This window comes from Nitrosopumilaceae archaeon (assembly GCA_035631875.1).
GTDB lineage: Archaea > Thermoproteota > Nitrososphaeria > Nitrososphaerales > Nitrosopumilaceae > TA-20.
Genome location: DASQHX010000010.1, coordinates 247,771 through 271,695 on the forward strand (window position 1 = coordinate 247,771; position 23,925 = coordinate 271,695).

The 23,925-nt window shown below is 35.0% G+C and carries 30 protein-coding genes; 19 read left to right on the forward strand and 11 right to left on the reverse strand.

Annotated elements, in window-relative coordinates:
• The first annotated feature begins 176 nt into the window (after positions 1-176).
• Genes VEU72_06400 through VEU72_06415 form a run of 4 tightly spaced genes read left to right on the forward strand, consistent with a single transcriptional unit; the run spans position 177 to position 5,750 of the window.
• Positions 177-1,016 carry a DNA double-strand break repair nuclease NurA gene (locus tag VEU72_06400; GenBank protein HYL66767.1) on the forward strand — a complete coding sequence of 280 codons (840 nt, stop codon included), beginning with the start codon at positions 177-179 and terminating at the stop codon, positions 1,014-1,016.
• Entirely contained in the window at positions 1,013-2,533 is a 1,521-nt protein-coding gene (locus VEU72_06405; GenBank protein ID HYL66768.1) for an ATP-binding protein, read from the forward strand. Before VEU72_06400 ends, VEU72_06405 begins: the two co-directional genes overlap by 4 nt.
• A complete protein-coding gene (locus VEU72_06410; GenBank protein ID HYL66769.1) occupies positions 2,533-3,678 on the forward strand; it encodes an exonuclease SbcCD subunit D in 1,146 nt (381 codons plus the stop codon). Before VEU72_06405 ends, VEU72_06410 begins: the two co-directional genes overlap by 1 nt.
• Entirely contained in the window at positions 3,672-5,750 is a 2,079-nt protein-coding gene (locus VEU72_06415; protein HYL66770.1) for an AAA family ATPase, read from the forward strand. The genes VEU72_06410 and VEU72_06415 overlap by 7 nt, the downstream gene beginning before the upstream one ends.
• On the opposite strand, the gene VEU72_06420 is transcribed toward VEU72_06415, so the two are convergent.
• The 5 genes from VEU72_06420 to VEU72_06440 form a co-directional block, all read right to left on the reverse strand.
• Positions 5,747-6,235: a HEAT repeat domain-containing protein gene (locus VEU72_06420; protein HYL66771.1), complete on the reverse strand. Its 489-nt coding sequence runs from the start codon at positions 6,233-6,235 to the stop codon at positions 5,747-5,749. The two genes, VEU72_06415 and VEU72_06420, sit on opposite strands and share 4 nt — an antisense overlap.
• Positions 6,236-6,410: 175 nt before the next feature.
• Positions 6,411-7,169: a transporter gene (locus tag VEU72_06425; protein HYL66772.1), complete on the reverse strand. Its 759-nt coding sequence runs from the start codon at positions 7,167-7,169 to the stop codon at positions 6,411-6,413.
• A 116-nt stretch (positions 7,170-7,285) separates the two neighbouring features.
• On the reverse strand, positions 7,286-7,510 hold the full coding sequence (locus VEU72_06430; GenBank protein HYL66773.1) for a winged helix-turn-helix domain-containing protein: 225 nt from the start codon (positions 7,508-7,510) through the stop codon (positions 7,286-7,288).
• A gap of 611 nt (positions 7,511-8,121) precedes the next feature.
• Positions 8,122-10,014: an ice-binding family protein gene (locus VEU72_06435; protein ID HYL66774.1), complete on the reverse strand. Its 1,893-nt coding sequence runs from the start codon at positions 10,012-10,014 to the stop codon at positions 8,122-8,124.
• 133 nt (positions 10,015-10,147) lie between these two features.
• The gene (locus VEU72_06440; protein ID HYL66775.1) at positions 10,148-10,372 is read right to left on the reverse strand and encodes a winged helix-turn-helix domain-containing protein; all 225 of its coding nucleotides are present in this window, start codon (positions 10,370-10,372) and stop codon (positions 10,148-10,150) included.
• A 363-nt stretch (positions 10,373-10,735) separates the two neighbouring features.
• On the opposite strand from VEU72_06440, the gene VEU72_06445 reads away from it, so the two are divergent.
• The 5 genes from VEU72_06445 to VEU72_06465 all read left to right on the forward strand — a co-directional run bounded on the left by VEU72_06445 (position 10,736) and on the right by VEU72_06465 (position 13,175).
• Positions 10,736-11,311, forward strand: coding sequence for a hypothetical protein (locus VEU72_06445; protein ID HYL66776.1), 576 nt, complete (start codon positions 10,736-10,738; stop codon positions 11,309-11,311).
• Positions 11,312-11,464: 153 nt separating this feature from the next.
• Positions 11,465-11,770, forward strand: a complete 306-nt coding sequence (locus VEU72_06450; protein HYL66777.1) for a winged helix-turn-helix domain-containing protein — start codon at positions 11,465-11,467, stop codon at positions 11,768-11,770.
• Positions 11,771-11,860: 90 nt separating this feature from the next.
• The gene (locus tag VEU72_06455; GenBank protein HYL66778.1) at positions 11,861-12,139 is read left to right on the forward strand and encodes a winged helix-turn-helix domain-containing protein; all 279 of its coding nucleotides are present in this window, start codon (positions 11,861-11,863) and stop codon (positions 12,137-12,139) included.
• Between the two features lie 164 nt (positions 12,140-12,303).
• On the forward strand, positions 12,304-12,579 hold the full coding sequence (locus VEU72_06460) for a winged helix-turn-helix domain-containing protein (GenBank protein ID HYL66779.1): 276 nt from the start codon (positions 12,304-12,306) through the stop codon (positions 12,577-12,579).
• 137 nt (positions 12,580-12,716) lie between these two features.
• On the forward strand, positions 12,717-13,175 hold the full coding sequence (locus VEU72_06465) for a hypothetical protein (protein ID HYL66780.1): 459 nt from the start codon (positions 12,717-12,719) through the stop codon (positions 13,173-13,175).
• Between the two features lie 10 nt (positions 13,176-13,185).
• Here VEU72_06465 and VEU72_06470 read toward each other — a convergent pair whose 3' ends face one another.
• A complete protein-coding gene (locus VEU72_06470) occupies positions 13,186-13,374 on the reverse strand; it encodes a hypothetical protein (GenBank protein HYL66781.1) in 189 nt (62 codons plus the stop codon).
• Positions 13,375-13,494: 120 nt separating this feature from the next.
• Between VEU72_06470 and tatC the strand changes: the two genes are divergently transcribed.
• Genes tatC through VEU72_06485 form a run of 3 tightly spaced genes read left to right on the forward strand, consistent with a single transcriptional unit; the run spans position 13,495 to position 15,617 of the window.
• Positions 13,495-14,292 carry a twin-arginine translocase subunit TatC gene (gene tatC / locus VEU72_06475; GenBank protein HYL66782.1) on the forward strand — a complete coding sequence of 266 codons (798 nt, stop codon included), beginning with the start codon at positions 13,495-13,497 and terminating at the stop codon, positions 14,290-14,292.
• A gap of 20 nt (positions 14,293-14,312) precedes the next feature.
• The gene (locus VEU72_06480) at positions 14,313-14,489 is read left to right on the forward strand and encodes a twin-arginine translocase TatA/TatE family subunit (protein ID HYL66783.1); all 177 of its coding nucleotides are present in this window, start codon (positions 14,313-14,315) and stop codon (positions 14,487-14,489) included.
• A gap of 36 nt (positions 14,490-14,525) precedes the next feature.
• A complete protein-coding gene (locus tag VEU72_06485) occupies positions 14,526-15,617 on the forward strand; it encodes a formate--phosphoribosylaminoimidazolecarboxamide ligase family protein (GenBank protein ID HYL66784.1) in 1,092 nt (363 codons plus the stop codon).
• On the opposite strand, the gene VEU72_06490 is transcribed toward VEU72_06485, so the two are convergent.
• Complete coding sequence (locus tag VEU72_06490) at positions 15,614-16,039, reverse strand: bifunctional nuclease domain-containing protein (protein ID HYL66785.1); 426 nt, start codon at positions 16,037-16,039, stop codon at positions 15,614-15,616. The two genes, VEU72_06485 and VEU72_06490, sit on opposite strands and share 4 nt — an antisense overlap.
• Before the next feature lie 87 nt (positions 16,040-16,126).
• Between VEU72_06490 and VEU72_06495 the strand changes: the two genes are divergently transcribed.
• Positions 16,127-16,966, forward strand: coding sequence for a hypothetical protein (locus VEU72_06495; protein ID HYL66786.1), 840 nt, complete (start codon positions 16,127-16,129; stop codon positions 16,964-16,966).
• Here VEU72_06495 and VEU72_06500 read toward each other — a convergent pair.
• Positions 16,956-17,210, reverse strand: coding sequence for a hypothetical protein (locus VEU72_06500; protein HYL66787.1), 255 nt, complete (start codon positions 17,208-17,210; stop codon positions 16,956-16,958). The two genes, VEU72_06495 and VEU72_06500, sit on opposite strands and share 11 nt — an antisense overlap.
• 150 nt (positions 17,211-17,360) lie before the next feature.
• Here VEU72_06500 and VEU72_06505 point away from each other — a divergent pair, with 150 nt between their 5' ends.
• The 4 genes from VEU72_06505 to VEU72_06520 all read left to right on the forward strand — a co-directional run bounded on the left by VEU72_06505 (position 17,361) and on the right by VEU72_06520 (position 19,739).
• Positions 17,361-18,212 (forward strand): methyltransferase domain-containing protein, encoded by an 852-nt coding sequence (locus VEU72_06505; protein ID HYL66788.1) that lies wholly within the window; start codon positions 17,361-17,363, stop codon positions 18,210-18,212.
• Positions 18,213-18,286: 74 nt separating this feature from the next.
• Positions 18,287-18,844: a hypothetical protein gene (locus VEU72_06510; protein HYL66789.1), complete on the forward strand. Its 558-nt coding sequence runs from the start codon at positions 18,287-18,289 to the stop codon at positions 18,842-18,844.
• Positions 18,845-18,944: 100 nt separating this feature from the next.
• Positions 18,945-19,106, forward strand: a complete 162-nt coding sequence (locus VEU72_06515) for a hypothetical protein (protein HYL66790.1) — start codon at positions 18,945-18,947, stop codon at positions 19,104-19,106.
• Positions 19,107-19,112: 6 nt separating this feature from the next.
• Positions 19,113-19,739, forward strand: a complete 627-nt coding sequence (locus tag VEU72_06520) for a DedA family protein (GenBank protein ID HYL66791.1) — start codon at positions 19,113-19,115, stop codon at positions 19,737-19,739.
• Between the two features lies 1 nt (position 19,740).
• Here the strand turns inward: VEU72_06520 and VEU72_06525 are convergent, their stop codons facing one another.
• Positions 19,741-20,022 carry a DUF5615 family PIN-like protein gene (locus VEU72_06525; GenBank protein ID HYL66792.1) on the reverse strand — a complete coding sequence of 94 codons (282 nt, stop codon included), beginning with the start codon at positions 20,020-20,022 and terminating at the stop codon, positions 19,741-19,743.
• Positions 20,023-20,262: 240 nt separating this feature from the next.
• On the opposite strand from VEU72_06525, the gene VEU72_06530 reads away from it, so the two are divergent.
• On the forward strand, positions 20,263-21,315 hold the full coding sequence (locus VEU72_06530) for a CorA family divalent cation transporter (protein HYL66793.1): 1,053 nt from the start codon (positions 20,263-20,265) through the stop codon (positions 21,313-21,315).
• Positions 21,316-21,387: 72 nt separating this feature from the next.
• On the opposite strand, the gene VEU72_06535 is transcribed toward VEU72_06530, so the two are convergent.
• Together VEU72_06535 and VEU72_06540 are read right to left on the reverse strand one after the other, a co-directional pair.
• A complete protein-coding gene (locus tag VEU72_06535; protein ID HYL66794.1) occupies positions 21,388-21,780 on the reverse strand; it encodes a hypothetical protein in 393 nt (130 codons plus the stop codon).
• An 82-nt stretch (positions 21,781-21,862) separates the two neighbouring features.
• Complete coding sequence (locus tag VEU72_06540) at positions 21,863-22,075, reverse strand: hypothetical protein (GenBank protein HYL66795.1); 213 nt, start codon at positions 22,073-22,075, stop codon at positions 21,863-21,865.
• 129 nt (positions 22,076-22,204) lie between these two features.
• Here VEU72_06540 and VEU72_06545 point away from each other — a divergent pair, with 129 nt between their 5' ends.
• Complete coding sequence (locus VEU72_06545) at positions 22,205-23,917, forward strand: DEAD/DEAH box helicase (GenBank protein ID HYL66796.1); 1,713 nt, start codon at positions 22,205-22,207, stop codon at positions 23,915-23,917.
• Positions 23,918-23,925 lie beyond the last annotated feature (8 nt).

The following is a 23,925-nucleotide window of genomic DNA, read 5'->3' on the forward strand; positions in this document are numbered from 1 at the left end:
AATATGCAAGCGCTGTAAAACTGAATACGATGATAATGGGTATCCTGTTTGCAATTATTGTTTACAAGTACTAGACAATTACGAATAAGATTTAGGCGAAAATGGATTACATCTTAGCTTGTACACTAATCTGTTTTAAACGCTAAACATTTTATGCTTGTATACAAAGTGTGCTTATGCTAAATACTGTCTATATTGACGCATTAAAAAAACGAGAGGAAACACTTTCTATTTTAAAAGGAGAAAAATTTGATCAGATCATAGAGGAAGCCAAGCACAATTGGATAGATTACATGCCACAGAAGCAGGATTGTGAAATTGCCGGAATAGATAGTAGCTACAACAGCACAAAATTTCAAGGATTAGAACTTTGGGTGGTTACGGCGGTAGCTATAAAATCAGATAGTACTGTGATTTCAGAATTTCATAATCATGGTCTAGGTACACCGTCACCTGAACTTGAGACACAGGCCAGTAAAATGGAAATAGATGCCTGTACAGCGTCTGTAGATAAAGCAGATGTGGTGATATTAGATGGTTCATTATATTCTCAGTTTCTAACTAGACAATCCTCCCTTAGTTCCATGATTACAGCAGCCATAAAAAAGAGAAACAATGTAGTATTCATATCAAAAACTTCTTCGGCTAGAAAACAATTTGAAAAACTTGGTTCATTGGCAGGAGATATTTTTTACTATAATCATGCCACAAAGAAGGCAGGTTTTAGTAAAATTTTTGTAGACAAAGAATTAGGACCAGGCAAAGTTATTTCATCAACATATGCAAGATTAAGTGAGTCTACACCGTTGATAAAAATTGAATTATTTGGATCTGATCATGATGAAACAGAAGTAAAATCACTTTTAGATAAATTATGTAAAAATAGCGTTTCTGGATATCCATACGCCTTAAAGCTTGCGCACAACAAATGCAAGATAACATATACGGATCTTGCACGACTTGTTAGTCTATATGGACTAGGAAATGAAATTGGATCAAGAGAGGTGCTAGGATGACAATAGGAGTTGTAATAGGAGAATCAAAGCCAACTGAGGTTACCGCACAGTCATCTAAACCACTTGCAGTAGGAGAATATGTTATCATTGATTCACAAAATGGAAAGCTACTCGGATTAGTAGAAAGATCAATTGTTTCAAGTGATGCACTCACAGATGTACGAAACTTTGACGAAGCTATAGAAAGCAAAGAGGTAGCATCTCTTAATTCTCGCGATAAAAACTATAAAGTAAAAATAGGAATTCTTGGATTTTTAGACAAGTTACAAAAAGGACAAGCTGTTTTACCTGCAATTCCTCCATTACCAGGATCTTCAATACTTGATGCAACCGAAAATGATTTGGGAATAATATTTGCCCCAAAGGAAAATGAATGGATTAGAATAGGTGCACTTCTTAGAAATTCGGAAACTGAAGCCAAAGTAAACCTGAACAAAATTGTCTCAAGACACATAGGCATACTTGCTATGACGGGTATGGGAAAAAGTAACCTAGTATCGCTCATCGCAAAACAGATAGCAACTCTTCAAGGGACACTAATAATTTTTGATTATCACAATGATTATGAAAATCTCAATCTGCCAAAAATCAACATAATGACAGCTAAAATAAATCCAAGATTATTACAAGCAGACAAGCTTGCTGAAGTAATAGAGATTAGAGAAAATGCAGACAAGCAACAACGAGCATTACGCGAGGCATTTACTGATTCGGTCAAACAGGCAAAAGATTTCTGGACAGCACTAGAAGACAGCGTTTCATCATTTGGACATACAACAAAAGGATATGCAGATAGTGCAAGTAGAGTTCTTGACAAGATTGATGATGCAAAACATAGATTTTCTGATATTTTAGATCCAGATTGTGGAGATCCTGTTGATTTGATAAAAGATGGAAGAGTTAACATTCTAAGTGTTGCGGAGCTAAGTGAAAGACAGGCAAATGCAGGTCTAGCATACTATTTGCAAGAGTTGCTAACAGATAGAAAAGACGCATGCTGGGCAAAAAGAGGAAAGGAATCTTCAAGAAAGAATAATAAATTTTCTGCCCCTATTTTTGTAATAATTGAAGAAGCACATGTTTTTATTCCAAAAGGAGAGCACACTGACACAAAATATTGGGCATCCAAAGTTGCAAGAGAAGGAAGAAAGTTTGGAATTGGACTGGGTATTGTATCTCAAAGACCTAGAAATATTGATCCAAATGTACTAAGCCAGATGGGTTCTCTTGCCATAATGAAAATTGTACAAGATGATGATCAACAACAAATTGCCTCAGCTGCAGAATCACTCAGCAAGGATCTGCTTTCTCAGTTACCGTCTTTGAACATAGGTGATGCTGTTCTCATAGGACAATGGGTCAATCTACCAGCAATTGTACACATAGATGAAGTAAAAGGAAAGACGGCGGGTTCCGATTTAAATGCAGTATCAGAATGGTCAGAATCTATAAAGTTCAAAGAAATTGGCATTGAGTCAACAAGGGGACTAATCCAAAAAGATCTATTGATGGACTAATGATTTTCTCTCATATCTCAGACACACATTTAGGATTTGTACAATATCATTCAGAGGAAAGAGAAGACGATGTATATTCTGCATTTAATCAAGCAATTGATATTTCAATAAATGATCATGTAGATTTTGTAATTTTTGCAGGAGATATATTTCATGTACCCACTCCCAGTGGAAAGGCGATATTGGTTTTAGCAAATGCATTAAAGCGTTTAAAACAAAATAATATTGATTCTTTTTTCATTCTTGGTGATCATGACATCAGTAGGATACGTGCAACACCAATCCCATTTGTTTATCATAATTTGGAATTTTCTAAATATATTGGAAATGGAAAACCGTTCCAATACAAAGACATCATGATTTTAGGATATGATAAACGAAGAAAAAATGAGATTCATACCTTTGAACAAGATTTTGTAATGGCTGATGCCGAAGCAAAGAATCACACAGGTCATAAAATTCTTGTATTACATCAAGGAATTACAGAGATCAACAAGTTTGCAGGAGAATTAAATTCTACAGATCTTCCAAAGAACTTTACCTATTATGGCATGGGACATCTTCACGAGAGGGAATTAAAAAAATTCAATCATTTAGGAGGTCCTATAGCATATCCAGGCTCCATAGAACTTACTTCAAGTGAAGGAATCAAGGAAACAGAGAAGGGGTTTTACGAAGTAGATATCTCGTCATCTGAAGCAAAACCAAATTGGATAAGACTTGATACCAGACCTCAATATTCAGTTAGAACTAGTTTTGAAAACCTGACAAATGAAGTAAACAACTTGTCAGAAAAAATACAATCATTTTCAAGAAAACCAATAGTTGAAATAAAAATTCATGGAAACAACATAGAGACTGACCTTGTCCAATCTCAAATTGCGAAACTAGTTCCTCTTACACTACGATGTTTTTGGAAAACAATAATGTCAGAAGAAAATAATGGTTCAGTGTTTATTGACAAGCCTGCAAAAATTGATGATGAAATGTTAAAACTTGCAAAAGATATACTGAACTCTGAAAGTCTAGCAAATTTTGCAATTAATGATCTACTTCCACTTCTTTCAAAAAACCAGATTGACGATGCAAATCATTTGGTAATTGAAAACTTTAACCAATTCAAAAAGGGTGTGAAAAAATGTTAAACGAAATAGAGCTTGGTAATTTTCTTTCCCATTCTAATACAAAACTAGGATTTAACAAGGGTGTAACAGTCTTTGTCGGTCAGAATGGGGCAGGCAAATCAAGCATCATAGATGGAATAACATTTGCACTGTTTGGTCAGCATACTAGAAATTCTAACAAGGGGCTGGTTCGCCGAGGTGCAAATCAGGCGTATGCTAAGGTAAATTTCTCCATTTTAGATAGACAGTTTGAGGCAATACGCAAAATTGATTCAAAAGGAACAGTTTCCTCCCAGTTTTTTGAGAAAAAAAATGGCACTCTCATACCGCTTGCAGCAGGGGAAAGAAAACAGTTTGGCGAATCTATGACAAAGACAATCGAGTCTTTGATAGGAATGGATTTTGATAAGCTTAAGGTGGCATCAATTGTTCAACAAGGTGAACTTAATTCCATAATTAATGCAGACCCAAAAAAATTCAAGGAATTAGTGAATGCCATCATCGGAATTGATAAACTTGATACAGCATTTGAAATAATGAAATATGTTATAGAAAACTTTCGTGTTTCTATAAAAGAGAAATTAGAATATGATGACAGGGATATTGAAAGTCTAAAAATTAAGATTGATCTTCTTACAAAAGAGATCAATCTAGCAAGGCCACAAAAAGAAGAGATGATCACAAGGAAGAAAATGCAAGAAAATGAACTTGTTCAATTACAAAATAAGATAGATTCAGAATCTGCAAAAGAAATTAAGATAAAAGAATTAGAAACAAGAAAGTCTGAACTCATTCAATATGTAAAAACTGCAATCGCTTCTCTAAAAAAAGAAATACAGGAAAAAGAGAAAAAATTTTCCGACTGTGATGGATGTTTTAACCACATATCATCTAAAAAAGAAACTGAGTCGCAACTAATAAAAATAGAAACAGAGTTAGAATCATCAAGAAAAGAGATTCAAGAATTTGTAGAAAAGATAGGCAAACTTGATGGCCAAGAAGAACTTGCAGGTAAGCTAAAACTACAAGATGGGAAATGTCCAGTCTGCGACTCCAAAGTAGAAACGCTCAACCCTCTTTTTGAAGAAGAACATCTTCGCAGTGAGATTACAAAAATACGAAATGAAATAGACTTGTTAACAAAACTAGAAAAAGAAAATCGTGAGAAAAAACACGTTCTTGAGCAAAATCTGCAAAAGGCTCTCAATGCGGAAAGAACACTCTCAATACATGGAATAAGACAGCCTCAAGAATTATCACATCTAAAAGAAGAAATATTTATGTTAAAAAATAACATTCAAAAAATCCCATCAGAGTTGAATACATCCAAAAATCTGATACATTTAGCAATAGATCCTCATTCCGAAGCACTATGTAAAACAATACTAACACTTCAAAAAGAAACAGATGGGTTTGATCTAATTGAATTTAAAAATCTAAAAATCTCTTTTGATCAAAAACGTAAATCACTTAGTACAACTGAACAAGAAATCGGTGCATTAACACAAAAGATAGAGACTGCAGAAGTATACCAAGAAAAAATTTTCCAAGCATTAGAAGAACTTGTTTTAGTAAAAAAATATGTTTTGCAATTAGAAGAAATTCGGGGTCATATTTTTAACAGGGACGGACCTGTTGCAACTAGTTTACGTTCATGGGCATTAAACCTGATATCGCAAAAAGCATCAGAATATTTGTCCGCATTTAACGTGAAGATTCAAAGAGTTTTGTTGCGGGAAAAGGCACGAGATGTGGGAATTTTATGTTATTCTGGAAATACAGTTTTGGAACTTGATTCTCTAAGTGGCGGTGAAAAAGTTAGCATAGCATTAGCTCTGCGACTTGGAATGGCACACATTCTAGGTTCCTCTAATCTTAATTTCATTATACTTGATGAACCAACTACACATTTAGATGAAGAGCGTAGAAAATCATTAGTAGGAATTCTTTCTAATGCGTTTGAAGCTAATCTAGCTGCAATATCTCAGTTTATTATAATCACGCATGATTCTGAAATATTTGAAAACTCTAATGTTGATACAATATACAATTTTGAAGCTACTCCTGAAGGAACAAAAGTAATACCGTTCTAACCGCCAGTTAGCTTGGCAAATCTTTCGTTTTTACTTAATTTTTCCATAAATTGCAAATTAGAAAGAGCCACAACTGCAGATTCTCGTACTGGCTCGCTTGAATCTTCAAGAGCCTTTTGTAGTGTTTCTTTTGCTTCCTGAGAACCTATCACACCAAGTGCAATTGCAGCTTCATGTCTTACAAAGAAACTAGGGTCATTTTTGACTGCATCTTCAAGCGGCTTTATTCCACTACGATAACACATTTGACCGAGCGAAAATGCTGCTTCATGTCTTACAAGCTCGTTTGAATCATTTTTTAATACAGTAGCAACATGTGAAACCATTTCCTCTCCTCCAAAATCTACTAGAATGCATACTGCTCTTGTTCTTATGACAAAGTCTTTGTGATCTAAAAGATGCATAAAATACTCTTTGTCTTTTTTTTCATACCTTTCTTCCATTTCAGATAATAATTCTAAGCGTATGTTAGGAATAACTTCCATGCACACAATTTTATAAGCGAATATTTAGCATTTTGTGAATAGATATAAGCAATTTTAGGCACGAAAGTGATCGCTTGCAATGAATAGATTAGAAACCATAATTGCTTATCTTTGATTAAAATTAATTTTTAAAATCAGAAAGGATTTTTTGTGTTTTAAAAAAAAGAAGGCGTGCTTAAGTTAAAGCTACGCAGATGTTTTGTACTGTATGTGTCGCTATTGTTCCTGAATTAACTATCTTTCCACCACATAGGTTGAAAATGCTACCATCATTGGCAATTGTATTGCTGTTGGTAAGCAGACCTTGGTTTGTGATGACGCCGCTGTTCATAACTGGGCCACTATTAGTAAAGGTGCCACTTGTCATGACCGTGCCGTGGTTAACCAGATTCAACGTATTGGTAAGTGTGCCACCATTGTTGATTAGCATACCAGTTTCTTTTACTAGTATGGTACCAGATGATGTGATTACACCGCTGCTAGTTATTTTACCGTCACTTTGTATAACACCTGTTGGACCGTTAGTTATTGTGCCAGATGAGGTGATAACGCCAAAGTTATTGAATGGACCACTGTTCGTTATTGTGCCGCCATTGCTAGCAATGATACCGTTATTGGTAACAATACCAGAGGTTGTCATGACGCCGCCGGTTGCGATGTTAATTGTTCCATCATTTGTGATGGTGCCGCTGCTAGTTACTGTTCCTATGTTGAAAACAACATTTGATGCTATAACTAGTGTGTCAGCAGGACCAATTACAAGAGTAGTGATTTTACATGTGGAAGTTGCGTTGTTCCACACTCCACCTACTGATGGAGATTGGCATGATAGTAGATCAGATACTGTAAAGGTTTCTGCCATTGCATTTTGTGCAGAAATTCCTAGAACAGAAATCATCACTGCAAATACAGGAAGTACGAGTGTTTTTTTCATGTTTGTCATTATCAGTCTAATTGTTGATAATGCTAATAGGTCGCGCTAACATTTGTGTTAGTATCATGTACGTATGTGTAGTATCATGGACAAGTTTGTCAGTGTAATGTACTAGATCAGATAATTTTTGAAATCATTGAGGCAAATTCTCGGCCACTTTTAGTCAAGACAACATTAATTTTGTTATCTTTAATTTTTGATTCAACAAGACCAATTTTCTCCATCCAAACAATATGTTTTGCAAGTCTTGCATAGTTTACATTGGTATCAAGTGATAGCTGGGTCTTGCCTTTAGAGCCGTTTTCTGTCATGACTTTCATGATACGCGACAAAGTTTTCATGCTTGGTTTAAAGTCAGTATCCAATTTTTTATTCTTTAAAATTTTGGTTATTTTTTTTATTTTTCTAGTCAACAGTTTTATCTAATGATTAAAATGGCATTTAGGTCGCGCTAACATTTGTGTTAGTATCATAGACAAGTTTGTCGATGTTATGTACTAAATCAGGTAATTTTTGAAATCATTGGCGCAAATTTTCTGCCATTTTCAGTCAAAGCAATTTTAATTTTGTTTTCTTTCATTGTTGATTCAACTTAATTCCTACTGTTTTAGAACATCATGGTACAGAACCTTGTTTTTGTACGGGACAATCACACATTAATTTATTTATTTCTAAAATGACAAAAATAATATCAATAGGAACAAATGTTTCAAGATTCATACCAAGGACTTAATACATAACAGGACAACGCTATATCCTGCCTAGAAAAGAATACAAAACAATTAGCGTAAAACTGAAAACTTTTATGAGATTTATCAAAGCTGTAAAAGATGCGCGCAAAAAAAATTCTGCCATGACTAATACTGAATTCCTTGATTATCTTCTTGATCTTGGGTCTGCATGATTTGCGTTAAATGAATACTACATTACAGAAACTATTCAAGTATTGTTTTTAAACAACTGGACAGGTATTTTTTATTGGATTACCTACAATTATCCCGCTAATAGAGCCACCACATGAATCTGTGATGCTACCAGAATTGGTGATCGGAGCGCTGTTGATGACTAGCGCAGAGTTGGTCATTATTCCGCTGTTAGTAATAGGACCGCTGTTAGTAATAGGACCGCTGTTAGTAACAGTACCAGAGGTAGTCAAGATACCAGAATTAGTGACAAGACCTGTTGCTGTGTTGACTATGACACCTGTAGCACTGTTGTCAATAGGACCGCTGCTTACAAGTGCACCAGAGTTGGTGATTGTACCACTGTTGATTATATTGAGACTGTTTGTAACTGTGCCTCCTAGTGCATTGGTTAGTTTACCAGAGGTTGGTAACGTGATGGCACCAGATGTGGTGATTATACCTGCATTGTTATTTGTTATAATGCCATTGTCTGTAATGACACCTGTTGGACCGTTGGTGAGTGTGCCACTATTTGTCATAGTGCCAGAGTTGGTTACAGGTCCGCTGTTGGTGATTGTGCCCAAGTTTGTTATTGTACCAGTAAGAGTGTTTGTGATAAGTCCACTGCTTGTAATAGTACCTGTTAGACCGTTTGTTACAGGACCGTTATTTGTTATAGTACCAGATGATGTAATGGTTCCAGTGTTGCTAAATGTATTTGTTGTAGTTAAAATGCCAGTTGGACCAACTGTAATGGTACCAGTGTTGATTATAGGTCCGCTGTTGGTGATTGTACCCAAGTCTGTGATAAGTCCCGTGTTGCTAAGAACAACATTAGATGCAATAACTAGTGTGTTACCAGAATTAATTGTCAATGTAGAGACTGTACATGTTGTAGTTGCAACAGTCCAAACTCCGCCTAATGTTTGACATGATGTTTGATCAGATAGTGTAATAATTCCTGGAGTAATTGTTGGTGGTGGTATCACGGCAACTACGTTGACAGTTCTAGTTACTTGAATTGCATGATTTCCTGCAGGGTCTACTGCGTTATAGGTTACCAAGTATGAACCTACTATACTCGTATTAACTGCACTTGAGTTTATTGTTGCAACTAGTCCGACATTGTCTGGATCAGATACAGTAGCACCCAACTCGGTATAGACGCCTCCGACTACAATAATTTGAGGATTAGCACCTATCAAAGTGATTACAGGTGGTGTGGTATCTGGTGGTGTGATAGCTGCTGGAGCTGTGATTATAGCAGAAGCTCCTGTAGTAACTGCACCGTTTGACAAGATTCTTCCATTCATAGTGACTAGTGTACCTACGGAAGTAGCTGCATTACTTAGTACATTTCCTACGAAATGACTGTTTGCTCCAAGTGTTGTAGCTCCTACTGGTACCCAAAATACATTGCCAGCTAGTGCACCTCCGTGTAAGTGAATAGATGAGCCAGCTACGGTATTAAGTGCGCCGCCCAGTCTGAAAATGTAAACTCCATTACCGTTAAGAGTAGCTACATCGTTTATTGAAACAGCACCCGTAATACAATAGACTCCTGGTGTTATGTCGCCGAGAGTGTCTAAGACAGTTGCTGGAGTAAGTGTTGTTGTACAAGCTCCAGTTTGTGTTGGATCGTTTGCGTTTGCAATGAGCTTGGCTTGAACTGTTTCTGCGTTAATATAAGTAGGATCGGTAGCTATGAAAGTTGTACCATGAACTATTGGAAGAGCTGCTGGTGGTACGGTATATCCAAGATCTCCGTTTATAGTAGTTCCTGCGCCTGCGGTAAATGTATTAGCAAGAAGAGCAAAGTTGCTGACACCTGTTAGGTCTAGTGGACCTGCTGCAGTGACACCTTGGATAGAAAAAAATATAACAGAAATCATGGCGACCACTATAGGAAGAATGAGAATTTTTTTCATTGTAGTTGCCATTAAGATTTTGATTGTTGATAATGCTATTAAGCCGCGCTTACATTTTTGTTAGTTTCATGTACTAGTTTGTCAGTATGATGTATTATTCTGTCAGCATTACTGACAAATCTGTCAGTAATTATAAATTGAATTGTTATTTGGTAGTTGAGATCATTGACGCAAATTTTCTGCCACTTGCGGTCAAAGCAATTTTAATTTTGTTTTCTTCAATTGTTGATGCAACAAGATCATTTTTCTCCATCCAAACAATATGTTTTGCAAGTCTTGCATAGTTTACATTGGTATCAAGTGATAGCTGGGTCTTGCCTTCAGAACCGTTTTCTGTCATGGATTTCATGATACGAGATAGAACTTTCATGCTTGGCTCAAAGTTAGGCTCTATTTTTTTGTTCTTGACAATCTCGATTATTTGAGAATTAATTACCAACCTGGCATATGTACGGGACAATCCTATATAACTGGATCCTAAATACGATAAATAATATTAATAAAAAGAAATATCATTTCATAAAATGATTCTGATTATCCTGATTAAAGAATTCTAGTGAGAAATGTTACTTACTCCTGCAGTGAGTGCATCTTATTAGTTGGTATGAGAGATGATGAATATTTTTAGAGTTTTCAATTTTTCTATCATGTTGACAGATTAGTCCATAAAACGGACAAAGATGTGAGTGTGGTTTAATAGCTCTACCGACCGTAAACTATGGTTGATAAATGTATGCAAATCTTCGTCAATAACACATCTACAAACCCAGAACTTCCGGTAATTATTTGGAATAAGACTCAAATCTTAAAATGGAATGATTTCAAAAAAAGATCTGATCCTAAAGCTAAAGCATCAGCTAGCTCAGCAATAGGATTCGAATCAAAGCCACTTATTGAGCATATTAAGACTGGAAGCAAATTCAAATTTAAGATTAGAGATATGCAACTCCAAGCAGTTTTTATCCCTGATTTCTCTTGGGTAATGAAAAAAAATAGTAAGAAAGGTAGTACATTGCTTCTAAAACACGAACAAGGGCATTTTGATCTGGCAGAAGAAATCACTAGAAAAACTAGAATTAGAACAACCAATCGTTTTCAGAATAGAGCCTTTATTGTAAAAGGTGCAAATGATGCCAAGGCAAAAAAAGATGCGATATTACAAGTAACTAAAATAAGAAAAGAAATCGATAGTAAATTACTAAAGGAACTCAAACGCCAACAAACAAAATATGATGATAAAACTAATCACGGATTAATCACAGAGAATCAAGAGAAATACAACAAAAGATTCGAAAAGTTAAGAGAATGAATCAATTTTTTATTTTAATTTTTAACAGACAAGCGAACGAGTTTATCAATAAGGAATAGTGCAAAACCATTGTCAACTTCTTTTTGTTATGGATCTTAGATTTTAGTGAAAATAATTTATATTAGATTGTACCGCACAAATGTGGTACAAAGTATGGTAGAGTATGGTATGGTATGGTATGGTATGGTATCAAAAGACATTAAAGACATAAAATTAGAGCCTAACTTTGAGCCTAGCATGAAAACTTTAATGCGTATATTCAAAACCATGACAGAAAAAGGTCCTGAGGGAAAGACCATTTTATCACTTGATACCAATCTACAATATAGCAGACTTGCAAAACATATTGTTTGGATGGAGAAAAAAGGTCTTGTTGAATCAAGAGTTGAAAAATCCAAGATTAATGTTGGTTTGACCGAGAAAGGCAGAATATTTGCATCAACGCTTTCAAATGACTAGTAACAGACATCCACATACTGACAGATTTGTCCCTAAAATTGACACCAATGTCAGCGCGGCTTAAATCAAATAAAATATTCATTTATTTATATGATGCAAAACCGTAGCAAACCAGAAATTACTGCTATGATTTTAGAATCTGCAAGAACGGGGGCTACAAAAACAAAGATGATGTATAATGCGTATCTCTCTCATACTCAAGTACAGGAATATGTGAAATTTCTACAAAAAAGCGATCTATTAACATACGAGAACAATACAGAGCTTTACAGACCAACTGAAAAGGGATTGAAATTCTTGGATCTCTTATATGTGCTGGGTAAAATTGTTCCCTTGTCCAATTCAGAGAATTATAACATAGAATCCTAAACCTAGAAATTGAATGCATGGAATTTCTAAACAACTGATCCAGATCATCTTTTTCATCTTTTACAAATCTTAAGTTTTCAATTCTACAACATGTAGACAGATTTGTCCCTAATACTGACACCAATGTCAGCGCATCTTAAATCATAAAGAAGATTCTTCTATGTGTGGTACTATACCGTGGTAGAACTGAAATTCTCAATGAGATGCTAGAGGCTGCAAAAAGAGGTGCAGGAAAGACAAGGATAATGTACAAGGCAAGTCTCTCTTACAGTCAACTCACGGGATATCTGTATTATTTACAGCAAAATGGTTTGATAACACATGAAAAAGATACACTGGTTTACAGATCAACTAAAAAGGGATTGAAATTCTTGAACCTGTCGAATGATTTGAGTAAATTGGCACGAACACAAACTCAACCAGTCCCACAAATACGCTAATCTTCTCAAGGTATGATTCTCTAGTGCGAGCTCTGTCTAGTATAGACAATTTCAGATCTATGCGTGGTGATAATAATAAAGTCTCGAAATCTATTCAGAAAAGCACTATTATAATCGAATATTTATTCATTGATAACATGACACGCTTACGATATTGGAAGCTTTCCACAGATGAGTTTAGACAAGCACAATACGATCCAAAAAAAGTACTAGTATGGGAAATAAAATGTACAAAGGACGATAAAGGGACGCACTTTGGAGTATTTTGTTATAGAAATGGAACACCTTGGGAATATACTTCAGTTCATGGAATAGTATTCCATTATAACATGATAAAGCGCGATGAAGTGGAAAAGTTAGCCAAATTCCTAAAGGACAAATTTGGTGGCGAACAGGCAGAAAAAGGAGAACGTATATTTTTGAAAGGTTCTCGTGAAATATACTTACCAAAAGATATTGCTGAACTTGCTGCAGAGCTTGAAAAAACATTTGAAGTAAGTATTGAGATCACTGTAGAGCTTGAGAACTTTTCAGTACCAGAACAGGAAAAAAGTAATCTGCCTGCAAATAAAATATTGCCTATCCCAGGAAAATAAATATAGAAAATTAATTCTTTTTAGGAGTAATCTTAAACAATATCCAACCACCAGACATGATTACTATACCAATTACCCATGTAGAGTTTGTGTCATATCCTTGAATCAATCCTATAATTACAATTATTAGTCCAATTATCATGAGAGGAATCGCTATCCATAGAAGCTTGTTTGCTTTCTTTGGCGTTTTTTTAACCATTTCTTACATATTTCGCTCCTAGGGACACATTATAAGATTTGTCAACTGGTAACAAACTGAACATATAGCCTGACATGATAAAAGAGAATTAATATGGTTTTGCGCATTTTCTAATATCCAATGGATGAACTAAAACAAATAGGCGAACATCTGGATGAGCTTAGAAAGCGTGTACTTAGAATGGTCATTGCGGTTGGCATAATCACGTTTTTCATACTTGGTTTTCATCTGACACCTTTTGTTTACAATGGAACAACATTGTATTATCCAAACCCAAATCCGTTTGACAACATGGCAGCACAAGTTACTGTAGCAATGAAACATCAATTGTTACCATCAACAGTACAATTAATCCAAACAGCACCAGGTCAGGCATTTTTTGCTCAATTTTATGTTGCCGTTGTACTTGGCATAGCAATAGGAATGCCAATAATTGTAAAAGAATTTATTGGATTTTTAGCTCCAGCGTTTGACAGAAAAGAAGTTAAGATAATTAGATCCATGACAATCCCAGCTGTTTGTCTTTTCATTGCTGGATGCATTTTTTCATATATTTTTGTCACGCCTTATATTCTAGAATTTCTTTACAAGTATGGTCAATCATCGGAGCTATTGACTTTTCTTAATGTTGTTGACTTTATTACATTTGTATTACAATTTCTTTTATCATTTGGTGTTTCATTTCAACTGCCGTTGATAATGTATGTAGTTTCGGCATCAGGACTAGTAAGCGAAAAGTTCTGGAGAAAAAATATCAGATATGCTGTAATAATTATAGTGATTCTGGGTGCAGCCATAACTCCAGATGGGAGCGGCGTCACCATGTGGTTTGTTTCAGGCCCAATGATGGCACTATATCTCATAGGTATGTTTTTTGCCGAACGTCGTGCAAAACATATTGCAACACTTAAATCTTAAGCTGTCCAAATAATACACATATGGGTTATGAACAAATCCTAATAGTAGTAATAGTTATAGGTGCATTAATTTTTGGTGCAAAAAAGATCCCAGAGCTTGCTCGCACATTTGGTAAAGCAAAAGGTGAGTTTGAGAAGGGGAGATTAGAGTCTGAAAAAGAACTAAAGGACTTTAAAGATAAAGAAGATTTAAAATAAAAAACGCTTTTTTATCCACAAAAAAGAGATTACCATATGATAAAAAGATCAGATATTCAGAAAATTGTCAACGAATATTCTGATCTTACCATAGGCACACTTGGTAGTCATTCTGCACTTGAAATAATGGATGGTGCAAAAGACGAAAATTTGCAAACTGTAGTTGTGTGCCAAAAAGGACGTGAGGTTCCATACAAAAGATTTTCCAGACTTGCAGATGAGATCATAATTCTAAATAAATTCAAGGAGATGCTATCTCCAAAAATTCAAGATCGTCTGCGTGCTTCAAACACCGTAATTGTACCACACAGAGCACTTACTGCTTATCTTGGATATCATAATGTTGAAAATAATTTCAAAGTACCAATATTTGGAAATAGATCATTGTTTCAAGCAGAAGAACGTTCACACCCAAAGAATCAATACTATCTGCTTGAAAAAGCCAAGATAAAACATCCCAAACTTTTCAAAAACCCAAAGGACATAGACAGACCTGTTATTGTTAAGGTACAGGAGAAATCTCGTAAACTGGAGAGAGCTTTCTTTAATGTTTCATCGTATTCGGAATACAAAGACAAGGCAGAAATCAAGATTGGACGCGGACTTGTTTCAAGGGATGCGTTAAAAAGTGCAAGCATTGAGGAACATGTGATAGGGACATATTTTAATTTCAATTACTTTTACACGCCAATCTCAGATGAAGTTGACTTTCTAGGCATAGAGAGAAGATTGCAGACAAACATACATGATTTTACTTCTCTTCCTGCTAGACAACAACTTGAAACAAACATAGAACTACAAAATATAGAAGTGGGTCACACTCCCGCAAGCATAAGAGAATCACTTTTGGAAAAAGTTTTGGCTGCAGGTGATAAATTTGTCAATGCCGTCAAAAAGGAATATGCACCTGGAATCATAGGTCCATTTTCATTGCAAAGTGTAATCACACGAGATTTGGAAATTGTAGTGTATGATGTGTCACTTCGAGTTCCTGGAAATCCAATTCTTGCCACAACTAGTCCATACACAAAATACAAGTACGGAACTACATTTGGAGTTGGAAGAAGAATTGCAATGGAGCTCAAACGAGCTCAACAAGAAGGAAGATTAGACGAAATAATTACCTAGGCTTCCGTCTTTTCTTTTAGAAGATTTTTTCTTACTAGTATTGGGATATTATAAAATGATGCAAGCGCTATTGCGTCAGAAGCACGATAGTTTCTCATAACAAATTCATTTTTTCCAGTAAAGTACAAGTTTGCACGCAATACGTTTCCACTTTCATAGACTTTAATTCTAACCAAGAGCAATTCGTTTAATTCAGAAATTTCTTCAATCATGTTGTAAATTGTCGGTATTGAATCCCTTTGCCCTTCAACAAAATTGGTTATGTGTCTAGCTACTTCACCCGAAAAGGCTCTCATGTGAAACTCCTTTCCGTCGTCTGATCTTAGAATCAGTAGACCCTCTACGCCATAGGGATCAACAAACCCTACATACGTTATTTTCGTGTCGACATAATCGGAGTCTTGAATCTCATTGATCTTCACGATTAATTTCTATCACTCAATCATTGCAGATAAATCCTTTGGAAAAAACAGATACAATTTAATGTCAGCAAGGGTCGCATCGAAATATTGGAAAAACAGGCCATATTGCATCGCTCTTATCGCACTTTGATAATTGTAGGTCTTGTAGCAATAGCTGTTTCGTTTTTAGTTTATGCAAGAAATGATGCAATCTCAGTCACACCTGCGGCAATGCCCTCACTAGAAAGACTTGCCATAGCTACATATGTTATTCTTTTCATGTCATTTGGCGCAATAGGTTGGGGATTGTACAGATTCTACAAGATCAAAATAGCAGATAGTAACAACTCTATCTCTTCAATTATTGCAAATACCATAAATAATAAACGAGCAAAGCAAATCTTTGTTGCAAGTGCAATAGGCTATGGAATTTTTTTTGCATTTGCTTCTGGAATAATATTATACAAACCAGAACTAAACGCTACCGATTATGGATTTCCAGTTCCACATGCTGAGATTGCATCATGCTGTGATCTTCCAGGATACATGCCAATGATTCTAGCCTTTTTTACAGAACATGTTGGTTTACAGATAATTCCTTTGAATTTTGTTTTGCTAATAGTGGTTTCTTTTCTCGTAGGTCTGAATTTTACCATATCTTCAAAAACATTTACCATGTCAAGAAAAGGAAAAAGTCTTGGAACTTTTGGTGCCATAACTGGACTCTTTGTAGGGTGTCCAACATGCGCAGGTACCGCATTTACAATGCTTTTTGGTCTAGGGGCCGGGGCTACTGGGGTCACATTATTTTTGACAAGCTATGAGGCACAACTCCAAACTATTTTTATTTCCATATCAATTCCAATATTGCTTCTCACTCCTTTTATCATGGCAAGAAACATCAGAAAAGCCAGTTTAGGTAATTGTGCAATAGATTCTAAACAGTGATCTTTGTAACTTGAGGAGTCTTCCAGTCTCCAATGTTATAACCATCACGCCTGAGATATTTTAGAGTAAGCTTGTAGACTAGCTCATCGTGATCAACAGTTTCCAAAATTTCGGTCCATAAAACAACTCCTGTTTTGTTAATTTTTTTTGCAATCTGTGAAGAAACTGTTTCAGCAATCTGCTTGCACTGATCAAAAGTCTTTCCATTTTTGTATGCACGTGTTCTTGTGTCACAGCTGTCCATGTCATTGTTTATACATGGTTCAATAAAAAACATCTTTTACGTATAGAATAATAATTAGAGACAATACAAATTATTAGTTTAGATAATATGATTTCAATAAATCCGCTACAAGTTTTTTTATGGGCATTCAGACGCAGAGAGCGTGATGTTGTGAATCTTTACAATTCATTATCTCCGCTAATGCAACTTGCTACCGATAACAATATGCTTAATTTTGGGTATTGGAAAAACAATCCAGCAGATCCACTTGGAGCACAAAATGAACTGTGTAAACTAATTGGTGAGATTTCAGATTTGGCTTCTGCAAGTATTGTCATAGATGTAGGAAGTGGTTTTTCTGCACCCGCAACATATTGGAAATCACAATATGGAAATATCAACATCACATGCATAAACACCAATTTTCAACAATTAGTGTTATCAACAAAATTAATTGGTAACAATATTTCAGATATGAAAGAGAACTCTTATGCTCTTTTACAGACAAACGATATTAGATTTGTAAATGCAACTTCTACCTCCTTGCCTATTTCTAACAGTTATGCAGATAGAGTAATTGCCTTAGAGTCTGCACAGCATTTTAGGCCACTAAGTCAATTTATCAGAGAATCTAGAAAAATTCTAAAAAATAATGGCATACTAATAATTGCAATACCAGTTACTAAAGTTCCATCAAAACTAGCATCATTTATGAAACTTGGGATTCTTTCACTAACATGGGCATCTGAACACTACAGTTTGGATCATGTCAAAACCACAATAATTAACGAGGGGTTTCATATAGACGAAATTCAATCAATTGGTCATTACGTGTATGAACCCTTGGCTGATTATTATATAAAAAATAGAAAATATCTTAGAGAAAGAATTTTGAAGAAATATTCTCCATATCTTGAAAATATTCTCTACAAATCATTATTAAAAATGAAACAAGTATCCCAAAATGGAATCATTGATTATGTATTGATAAAATGTAGACCAAACTCCATCAATCAGGAATAGATTTGATAGAATGCCTTGTAAGTGTGATAAAATACTCACGAACGTATAAGGACTCGGGATAGTTCCACAATACTATGAATGACAAGACAATCTACATGTTATTGGCAATATCCATGCTTCTTATTCCAACATATATCTACCAAAATTCAGAGGCAACATCAAAGGGAGTGAGTATCTTTACAATTAGAGGGTATGAGAATCTAAAAATTCAAAATGGTTTAACAATACAAGGCAATAACTATACTTTGACTGGGCCAATAAACAATGTTAAAACAATTACAGTTACCACATTTGAACAAGTGAACATAAAACTACACATGTGGGACAAGTTGGGTGCTAATCAAAAAAAACACGTTACGTTATACATGAATCTAAATGGGGCATCAAGAGAAATCAAAGATAGCGACACGTACATCATATTTGATTCTGATAAACCACTACAAATTGTTGATCCACACAAGTATTTTGTAGAAACAACCATTTCCACATCAAACAATGGCAATTATATCACTCTAAATTATGACATTGTTTTTGTAAAATCAATGCAAAAATCTGATCTTATAATAAGTGCGTGGGATCAAAGCAAATATGTTGAAAACACCAAAGTGGTAAATGCCCTTCAAGTAAGATAGTCATGCCATTGATTTTTTCAGTTTAATTTGTTTATTATATAAAAAGCATGCACTCATAAAAGAATAAAAATTAATATTTTCAATAATACAGGTGTTAAAGATGGGTCTTTTTAAGAAAAAAGAAGTTGTTGAAACAAAATGTAAAGAATGTGGTTTGGAGTTAAACGATTCTGAGAGATTAGAAAGGCATATGAAAAAAGCTCATCGCCATCCTTCCCAAAAAAACTTTGATGAACCAAGCAGTGGTGGAGGAATGTGGTAAAAATAATTGGTCACCCTCGAGATATTAAATAATCTGATAGAATTTATAATTTCAACAATTTCTGGTTCTGGATATATTGGTATATTTCTGCTTATGATTGCAGAAAGTGCGTTAATACCAATTCCAAGTGAGGTTGTCATGCCATTTTCTGGGTATCTTGTTGTCTCTGGCAAGTTCAATGTAGCAGGTGTAATCATTGCAGGCTCTATAGGAAATCTAATTGGTTCACTTATTGCATACTACATAGGTCTTAGACTAGGAAGAGAATTTATTTTGAGATATGGAAAATATGTTTTACTTCGAAAAAGCCATCTTGAACTTACAGAATCATATTTCAAAAAATATGGAGATAGATCAACTTTCATAAGCAGGATGTTACCAGCTGTTCGAACTTACATTTCATTGCCAGCAGGAGTAGCAAAGATGAACCTCAAGAAGTTCATCATATACACTCTGATTGGCTCTATAATTTGGAATTCAGCTTTAACATACATAGGAATGCAACTTGGCCAGGAATGGAAAAATATTCTACACTATTCAAATTACTTTGATGGAATTGTAATAATTGGTGTAATAATTACCATTGTGATCTTTTTGCGAAGTAGAAGAAATAAACCTACGGACACATCTTGAATTAACGTTCCTTTAATCGCTTTAGTTCTTCCAGAATAATTTTCAAAACTTTATCATTATCAAGCAACACATATGGAATTTCATTTTCTTTGCAGCCATTACCAACTTCGGTATCTTCTGTTACCACAATCATACCATTTGTTTCTGCATATTTTATAATAGAATAATCACTTTGTAATTTCTTTCCTTCTGCAATTAATTTTTTAACACTATATGCTTCATAACCAAATTCTTTTAATTTGATATCAAATCCATCATACATTGCATCTACAAGTATTTTCATTTCTTTATACCATAGATTTGAAAATTACTATTTGTACGCTTTGTTTGTATGATCAATCCTAGAAGAATAAAGAAATTAAAAAGAGCAGAAATATAGTTTTAGAGAATGAATTTTTATAATTGAGTTGAACGTGTAAAATCATCATAATACTATTGATGATATATAGCTAAATGAAAGTTACAAAAACTCTCATATCGTTCACAAATAAGTGTATATAAGTGAGATTTTTTCTATTGCCACATGATAAAAGCTCTAAGTGTAGCAGGTTTACAAACAGATGGTACTCCTTTTAAAAAACCAAGCATTCAGCTTGAAGAAGCAATCAGAGAAATATCACATGGTCATTTAACGTGGATTGAATGTGTCGTAGATAGTATTGTTAGCGATACTCCTACTGTTCTTCAAAACCTTGGCATTACAATGGATCCTTCAGTTCTTCTTTCAGGATATGTTTCAAGCTATGAAGACAAAGAAGATACACTTGGTTTGATGCTTCCGTTTGTCATAACTAGTGCAAATAAAACCCAAACATCGCCTCTCTTGATCTTTTTAAAAAAAGATCTTGTTGTTACAATCCATGACGATTATGGAGGAAAGATAACAAGACTATACAACTATTCAGGAACATTATTAAGAAAACTTCCAAAGGAGCCGGAGCAATGGGCGGATAGACAGACAATACTTTTAGCAAGAATAATTGATGAGCTAAGTGAAACAAATTTTTCTATTTTGCGTTTAATAGTAGAAAGGGCAGAACAATTTGAAATTGATCTTGCCGGTTCTAGACAAGTAACTCGTGACATCCCACTTGAACTATCAGATATGAAGACATCGCTTCTAACTTTCCTTAATGCTGTCTGGGCTACATATGATACTGTTCACAATTTGAAATACGGTGATGCTGAAATGGTTTCAGATGATGAACCTATTCTTGCCAAGTTTGAAGTCATTCTTGGAAGGTTAGACAGACAGATCCAAATGTCAGAAAATGTCATGCAGATGGTTGCTACTGGAGTTAATGTAATTCAAACCGAAGTGACAAACAAAGTAACCATTCTTATCATTTGGTGGACAGTAGCTGGAACTGCTGAATTGGTGCCTAATACAATTGCAACTGTTTTTGGTCTTTTACCAGGTCATGAGCAATTTTTCCCCTGGATAATTAGTACAATAGTCATTTCAGCTGGACTTGCGACAGTTGTAGCATATCTGTATGTGAGACGCTTCTTTGGGGGGACTCTTAGTATGAACAAGTTAAGAAATCTAAGAAAAAGACTAGTAAGATTCCATTAGGTTAAAAAATTATAATTATATTTAGGATCGGATTTATCAAAATTTTACATTAATCAAATTTAGATTAATGTATTAAGTCGTTGTTCCCCAACCTCGTGCAACTAGTGCTTGTGCAATCTGAGATGTCACACAGGCAGGTGAACCATCCTCTATCTTTATAACTAAAGAAAATCCTTGATCACATTGCACCGTTTTTGCAGGAGTACCTGACTTGAATTGCTGCAACGGAGATAGTATTTTTTGTACTGGTGGTGGAACATTAGTCATATTTCCAGTCATATTTCCAGTCATATTTCCAGTCATATTTTTATTCGCAGCAACAGTTGTGTTCGTCTGTACATTAGTAGTCATATTCGCATTGTCAGCATATGCATTATTCAAAAAACCAATTACGCCAAGAGCAGTTACCACAGATAAACTTGCAAACAAAATCACGTAAGACAAAGATCGAGTGGCATTATCCATAAAAGCGTGATGCACATATGACTATTAAAAGAGTTTCTATAATATCGATTGAGTATTTTGACAAATATATAAAGAAAAAGAGCTACAGATCTTTCTGTTTTATTCCACTTGTTTCGATCTCATACCTAAGTGGTGGTGGCAATTCAGGATAAGTCTTGTCAACCAGAACCTTAATTTGATCATCTGGGACCTTTACCAACCGAAGTAAGTTACCACGTTGATGTGCATATGCATTCTTCCAGAATCCAGCACCATCAAACGTGCCTATTTTTGGCAAATATTTAGAAGATTTCAAGTGCTCTAGCATCAGTATGCTTCTACATCAACTTTTTGCCAACAAAAAAACCTGATCTCTTCTCAAATTGGCAAAAATCAAGATTCATAAACAGAATCATCTACTATACGAAGAATTACGGAGAAATGTATGAAAAATTTTGGTACCCTAGAATATGTTCTTGATAGGTTTTCAAGAGAATGGAGCTGGAAAGTAGCCGGTTCTCGTGCAGTTATAATGGTATCAAGAGTAATACCGCAATCATGGTATGGAGACGGCCCTAATGAAGCAATAATTCCAGATACTAGTCAAAATGTACAAAAGATAAAATGGATTAATGATAGATATCCATTAGAGATTCTTTCAAAGTCAACGTGGAATAAAAAGATCGCACATTTTCGTGAAAAAAAGAAAAAGCCAAAAAAAATTGAAAAATTGCGCCAAGTAAATCCAGGAAAACAATTCAAAGGAAAGCTTCTTAATTTCCAAAAAGAGGGACTAGACTTTCTATTAAAATCATCAGGAAACGCATTACTCGCAGATGAAATGGGTCTTGGAAAAACGGTTCAAACACTTGCGTATCTTGCCACCGAGAATCAAACTTTTCCCGCACTTGTAATAGCGCCTCTGGTCACTTTGAATAACTGGCAACGTGAGGTTGGAAAATTCTTGAAAAAAAAGAGTAAAAATGGACGATTGCTAGAAAATCAGGTACCAACTTCTACATTGATACGAAATGGCAAGTCCCAAGATTTGGGTAAGTTTGATCTCTATATCATCAACTATGATTTACTACACAAAAGAATAGATGATTTATCAAAACTGAACTTGAAAACAATCATCTGTGATGAAGTTCAGCATCTTCGTTCAAAATCTACAAAAAAATATTCAGCTGTTAAAAAATTAACTGCGTTAAAATCTATCAAATATAGAATAGGTCTTTCCGGTACTCCAATTTATAACCGCGGTTCTGAGATCTGGCCCATAGTTGACATACTAAGACCCGGTTTACTTGGTAGCTTTAAGGAGTTTTGTGAGTACTTTTGTTATGTAAACGAAAAAGGAAAAGCCATAGTTCTTGAAAATAAACGTGAAAGTTTAGGAGAAGAGTTAAGAAAGCATGTTATGTTAAGGAGAAAAAAATCAGATGTTCTAAAAGAGCTAAAGGACAAAGTGCGTTACAAGGAAGTAATTGATGCCGATATTAACTACTACCAAAAAGAGCTTGACAAGATATGGAAAAAATTAGAAGAAGATCAAAAAAATGCTGAAACTGCATTTGACAAATTCACTTCATACAAGAGAGCTATACAAAGTGAAAGACAGGCAGCTGGAATTGCAAAACTTCCTCATGTAATAGAATTTGTAAAAAACATTATGGAGATTGAAGAGAGTGTCATAGTATTTTGCCACCACAGAGCAATTCACCAGCTTCTTCACAAGAGTCTTGGAGAATATGCTCCTGCATCTATAATTGGAGGTCAGACAGACAAGGAAAGACAGAAACACATAGACATGTTCCAAGCAGGTGAGACAAAACTAATGGTTGCAGGTCTTAGAGCTGGAAATGTAGGAATTAATTTGAGTCGTGCAAGATATGTTATTTTTGCAGAACTGGATTGGAGTCCTGCCATTCATAGGCAGGCAGAAGACAGACTTCACAGGATTGGGCAAAAAAATACAGTTTTTGCATATTATTTGATAGGCAATGGAACACTTGATGATCATGTGGCCAATGTCTTGGTGGACAAAAGCTATGAAATAGATGCCATAATGGATGAAAAAATAGAATCGTTTGAAAACAAGGAAAAAGCAGAATTAATCCTGGCACAAATTCATGACAAGATAGCCTCAAAGCGGTAAAGATGTTT

What these genes read in the sequence shown, in the direction of transcription:
- VEU72_06530 (HYL66793.1), top strand. Translation starts at nt 20,263, where the DNA reads ATGATAAAAGCTCTAAGTGTAGCAGGTTTACAAACAGATGGTACTCCT.
- VEU72_06535 (HYL66794.1), bottom strand. Translation starts at nt 21,780, where the DNA reads ATGGATAATGCCACTCGATCTTTGTCTTACGTGATTTTGTTTGCAAGT.
- VEU72_06425 (HYL66772.1), bottom strand. Translation starts at nt 7,169, where the DNA reads ATGAAAAAAACACTCGTACTTCCTGTATTTGCAGTGATGATTTCTGTT.
- VEU72_06430 (HYL66773.1), bottom strand. Translation starts at nt 7,510, where the DNA reads ATGAAAACTTTGTCGCGTATCATGAAAGTCATGACAGAAAACGGCTCT.
- tatC (HYL66782.1), top strand. Translation starts at nt 13,495, where the DNA reads ATGGATGAACTAAAACAAATAGGCGAACATCTGGATGAGCTTAGAAAG.
- VEU72_06485 (HYL66784.1), top strand. Translation starts at nt 14,526, where the DNA reads ATGATAAAAAGATCAGATATTCAGAAAATTGTCAACGAATATTCTGAT.
- VEU72_06545 (HYL66796.1), top strand. Translation starts at nt 22,205, where the DNA reads ATGAAAAATTTTGGTACCCTAGAATATGTTCTTGATAGGTTTTCAAGA.
- VEU72_06510 (HYL66789.1), top strand. Translation starts at nt 18,287, where the DNA reads ATGAATGACAAGACAATCTACATGTTATTGGCAATATCCATGCTTCTT.
- VEU72_06445 (HYL66776.1), top strand. Translation starts at nt 10,736, where the DNA reads ATGCAAATCTTCGTCAATAACACATCTACAAACCCAGAACTTCCGGTA.
- VEU72_06500 (HYL66787.1), bottom strand. Translation starts at nt 17,210, where the DNA reads ATGGACAGCTGTGACACAAGAACACGTGCATACAAAAATGGAAAGACT.
- VEU72_06450 (HYL66777.1), top strand. Translation starts at nt 11,465, where the DNA reads ATGGTAGAGTATGGTATGGTATGGTATGGTATGGTATCAAAAGACATT.
- VEU72_06465 (HYL66780.1), top strand. Translation starts at nt 12,717, where the DNA reads ATGACACGCTTACGATATTGGAAGCTTTCCACAGATGAGTTTAGACAA.
- VEU72_06440 (HYL66775.1), bottom strand. Translation starts at nt 10,372, where the DNA reads ATGAAAGTTCTATCTCGTATCATGAAATCCATGACAGAAAACGGTTCT.
- VEU72_06480 (HYL66783.1), top strand. Translation starts at nt 14,313, where the DNA reads ATGGGTTATGAACAAATCCTAATAGTAGTAATAGTTATAGGTGCATTA.
- VEU72_06410 (HYL66769.1), top strand. Translation starts at nt 2,533, where the DNA reads ATGATTTTCTCTCATATCTCAGACACACATTTAGGATTTGTACAATAT.
- VEU72_06435 (HYL66774.1), bottom strand. Translation starts at nt 10,014, where the DNA reads ATGGCAACTACAATGAAAAAAATTCTCATTCTTCCTATAGTGGTCGCC.
- VEU72_06455 (HYL66778.1), top strand. Translation starts at nt 11,861, where the DNA reads ATGATGCAAAACCGTAGCAAACCAGAAATTACTGCTATGATTTTAGAA.
- VEU72_06515 (HYL66790.1), top strand. Translation starts at nt 18,945, where the DNA reads ATGGGTCTTTTTAAGAAAAAAGAAGTTGTTGAAACAAAATGTAAAGAA.
- VEU72_06415 (HYL66770.1), top strand. Translation starts at nt 3,672, where the DNA reads ATGTTAAACGAAATAGAGCTTGGTAATTTTCTTTCCCATTCTAATACA.
- VEU72_06405 (HYL66768.1), top strand. Translation starts at nt 1,013, where the DNA reads ATGACAATAGGAGTTGTAATAGGAGAATCAAAGCCAACTGAGGTTACC.
- VEU72_06420 (HYL66771.1), bottom strand. Translation starts at nt 6,235, where the DNA reads ATGGAAGTTATTCCTAACATACGCTTAGAATTATTATCTGAAATGGAA.
- VEU72_06470 (HYL66781.1), bottom strand. Translation starts at nt 13,374, where the DNA reads ATGGTTAAAAAAACGCCAAAGAAAGCAAACAAGCTTCTATGGATAGCG.
- VEU72_06400 (HYL66767.1), top strand. Translation starts at nt 177, where the DNA reads ATGCTAAATACTGTCTATATTGACGCATTAAAAAAACGAGAGGAAACA.
- VEU72_06525 (HYL66792.1), bottom strand. Translation starts at nt 20,022, where the DNA reads ATGAAAATACTTGTAGATGCAATGTATGATGGATTTGATATCAAATTA.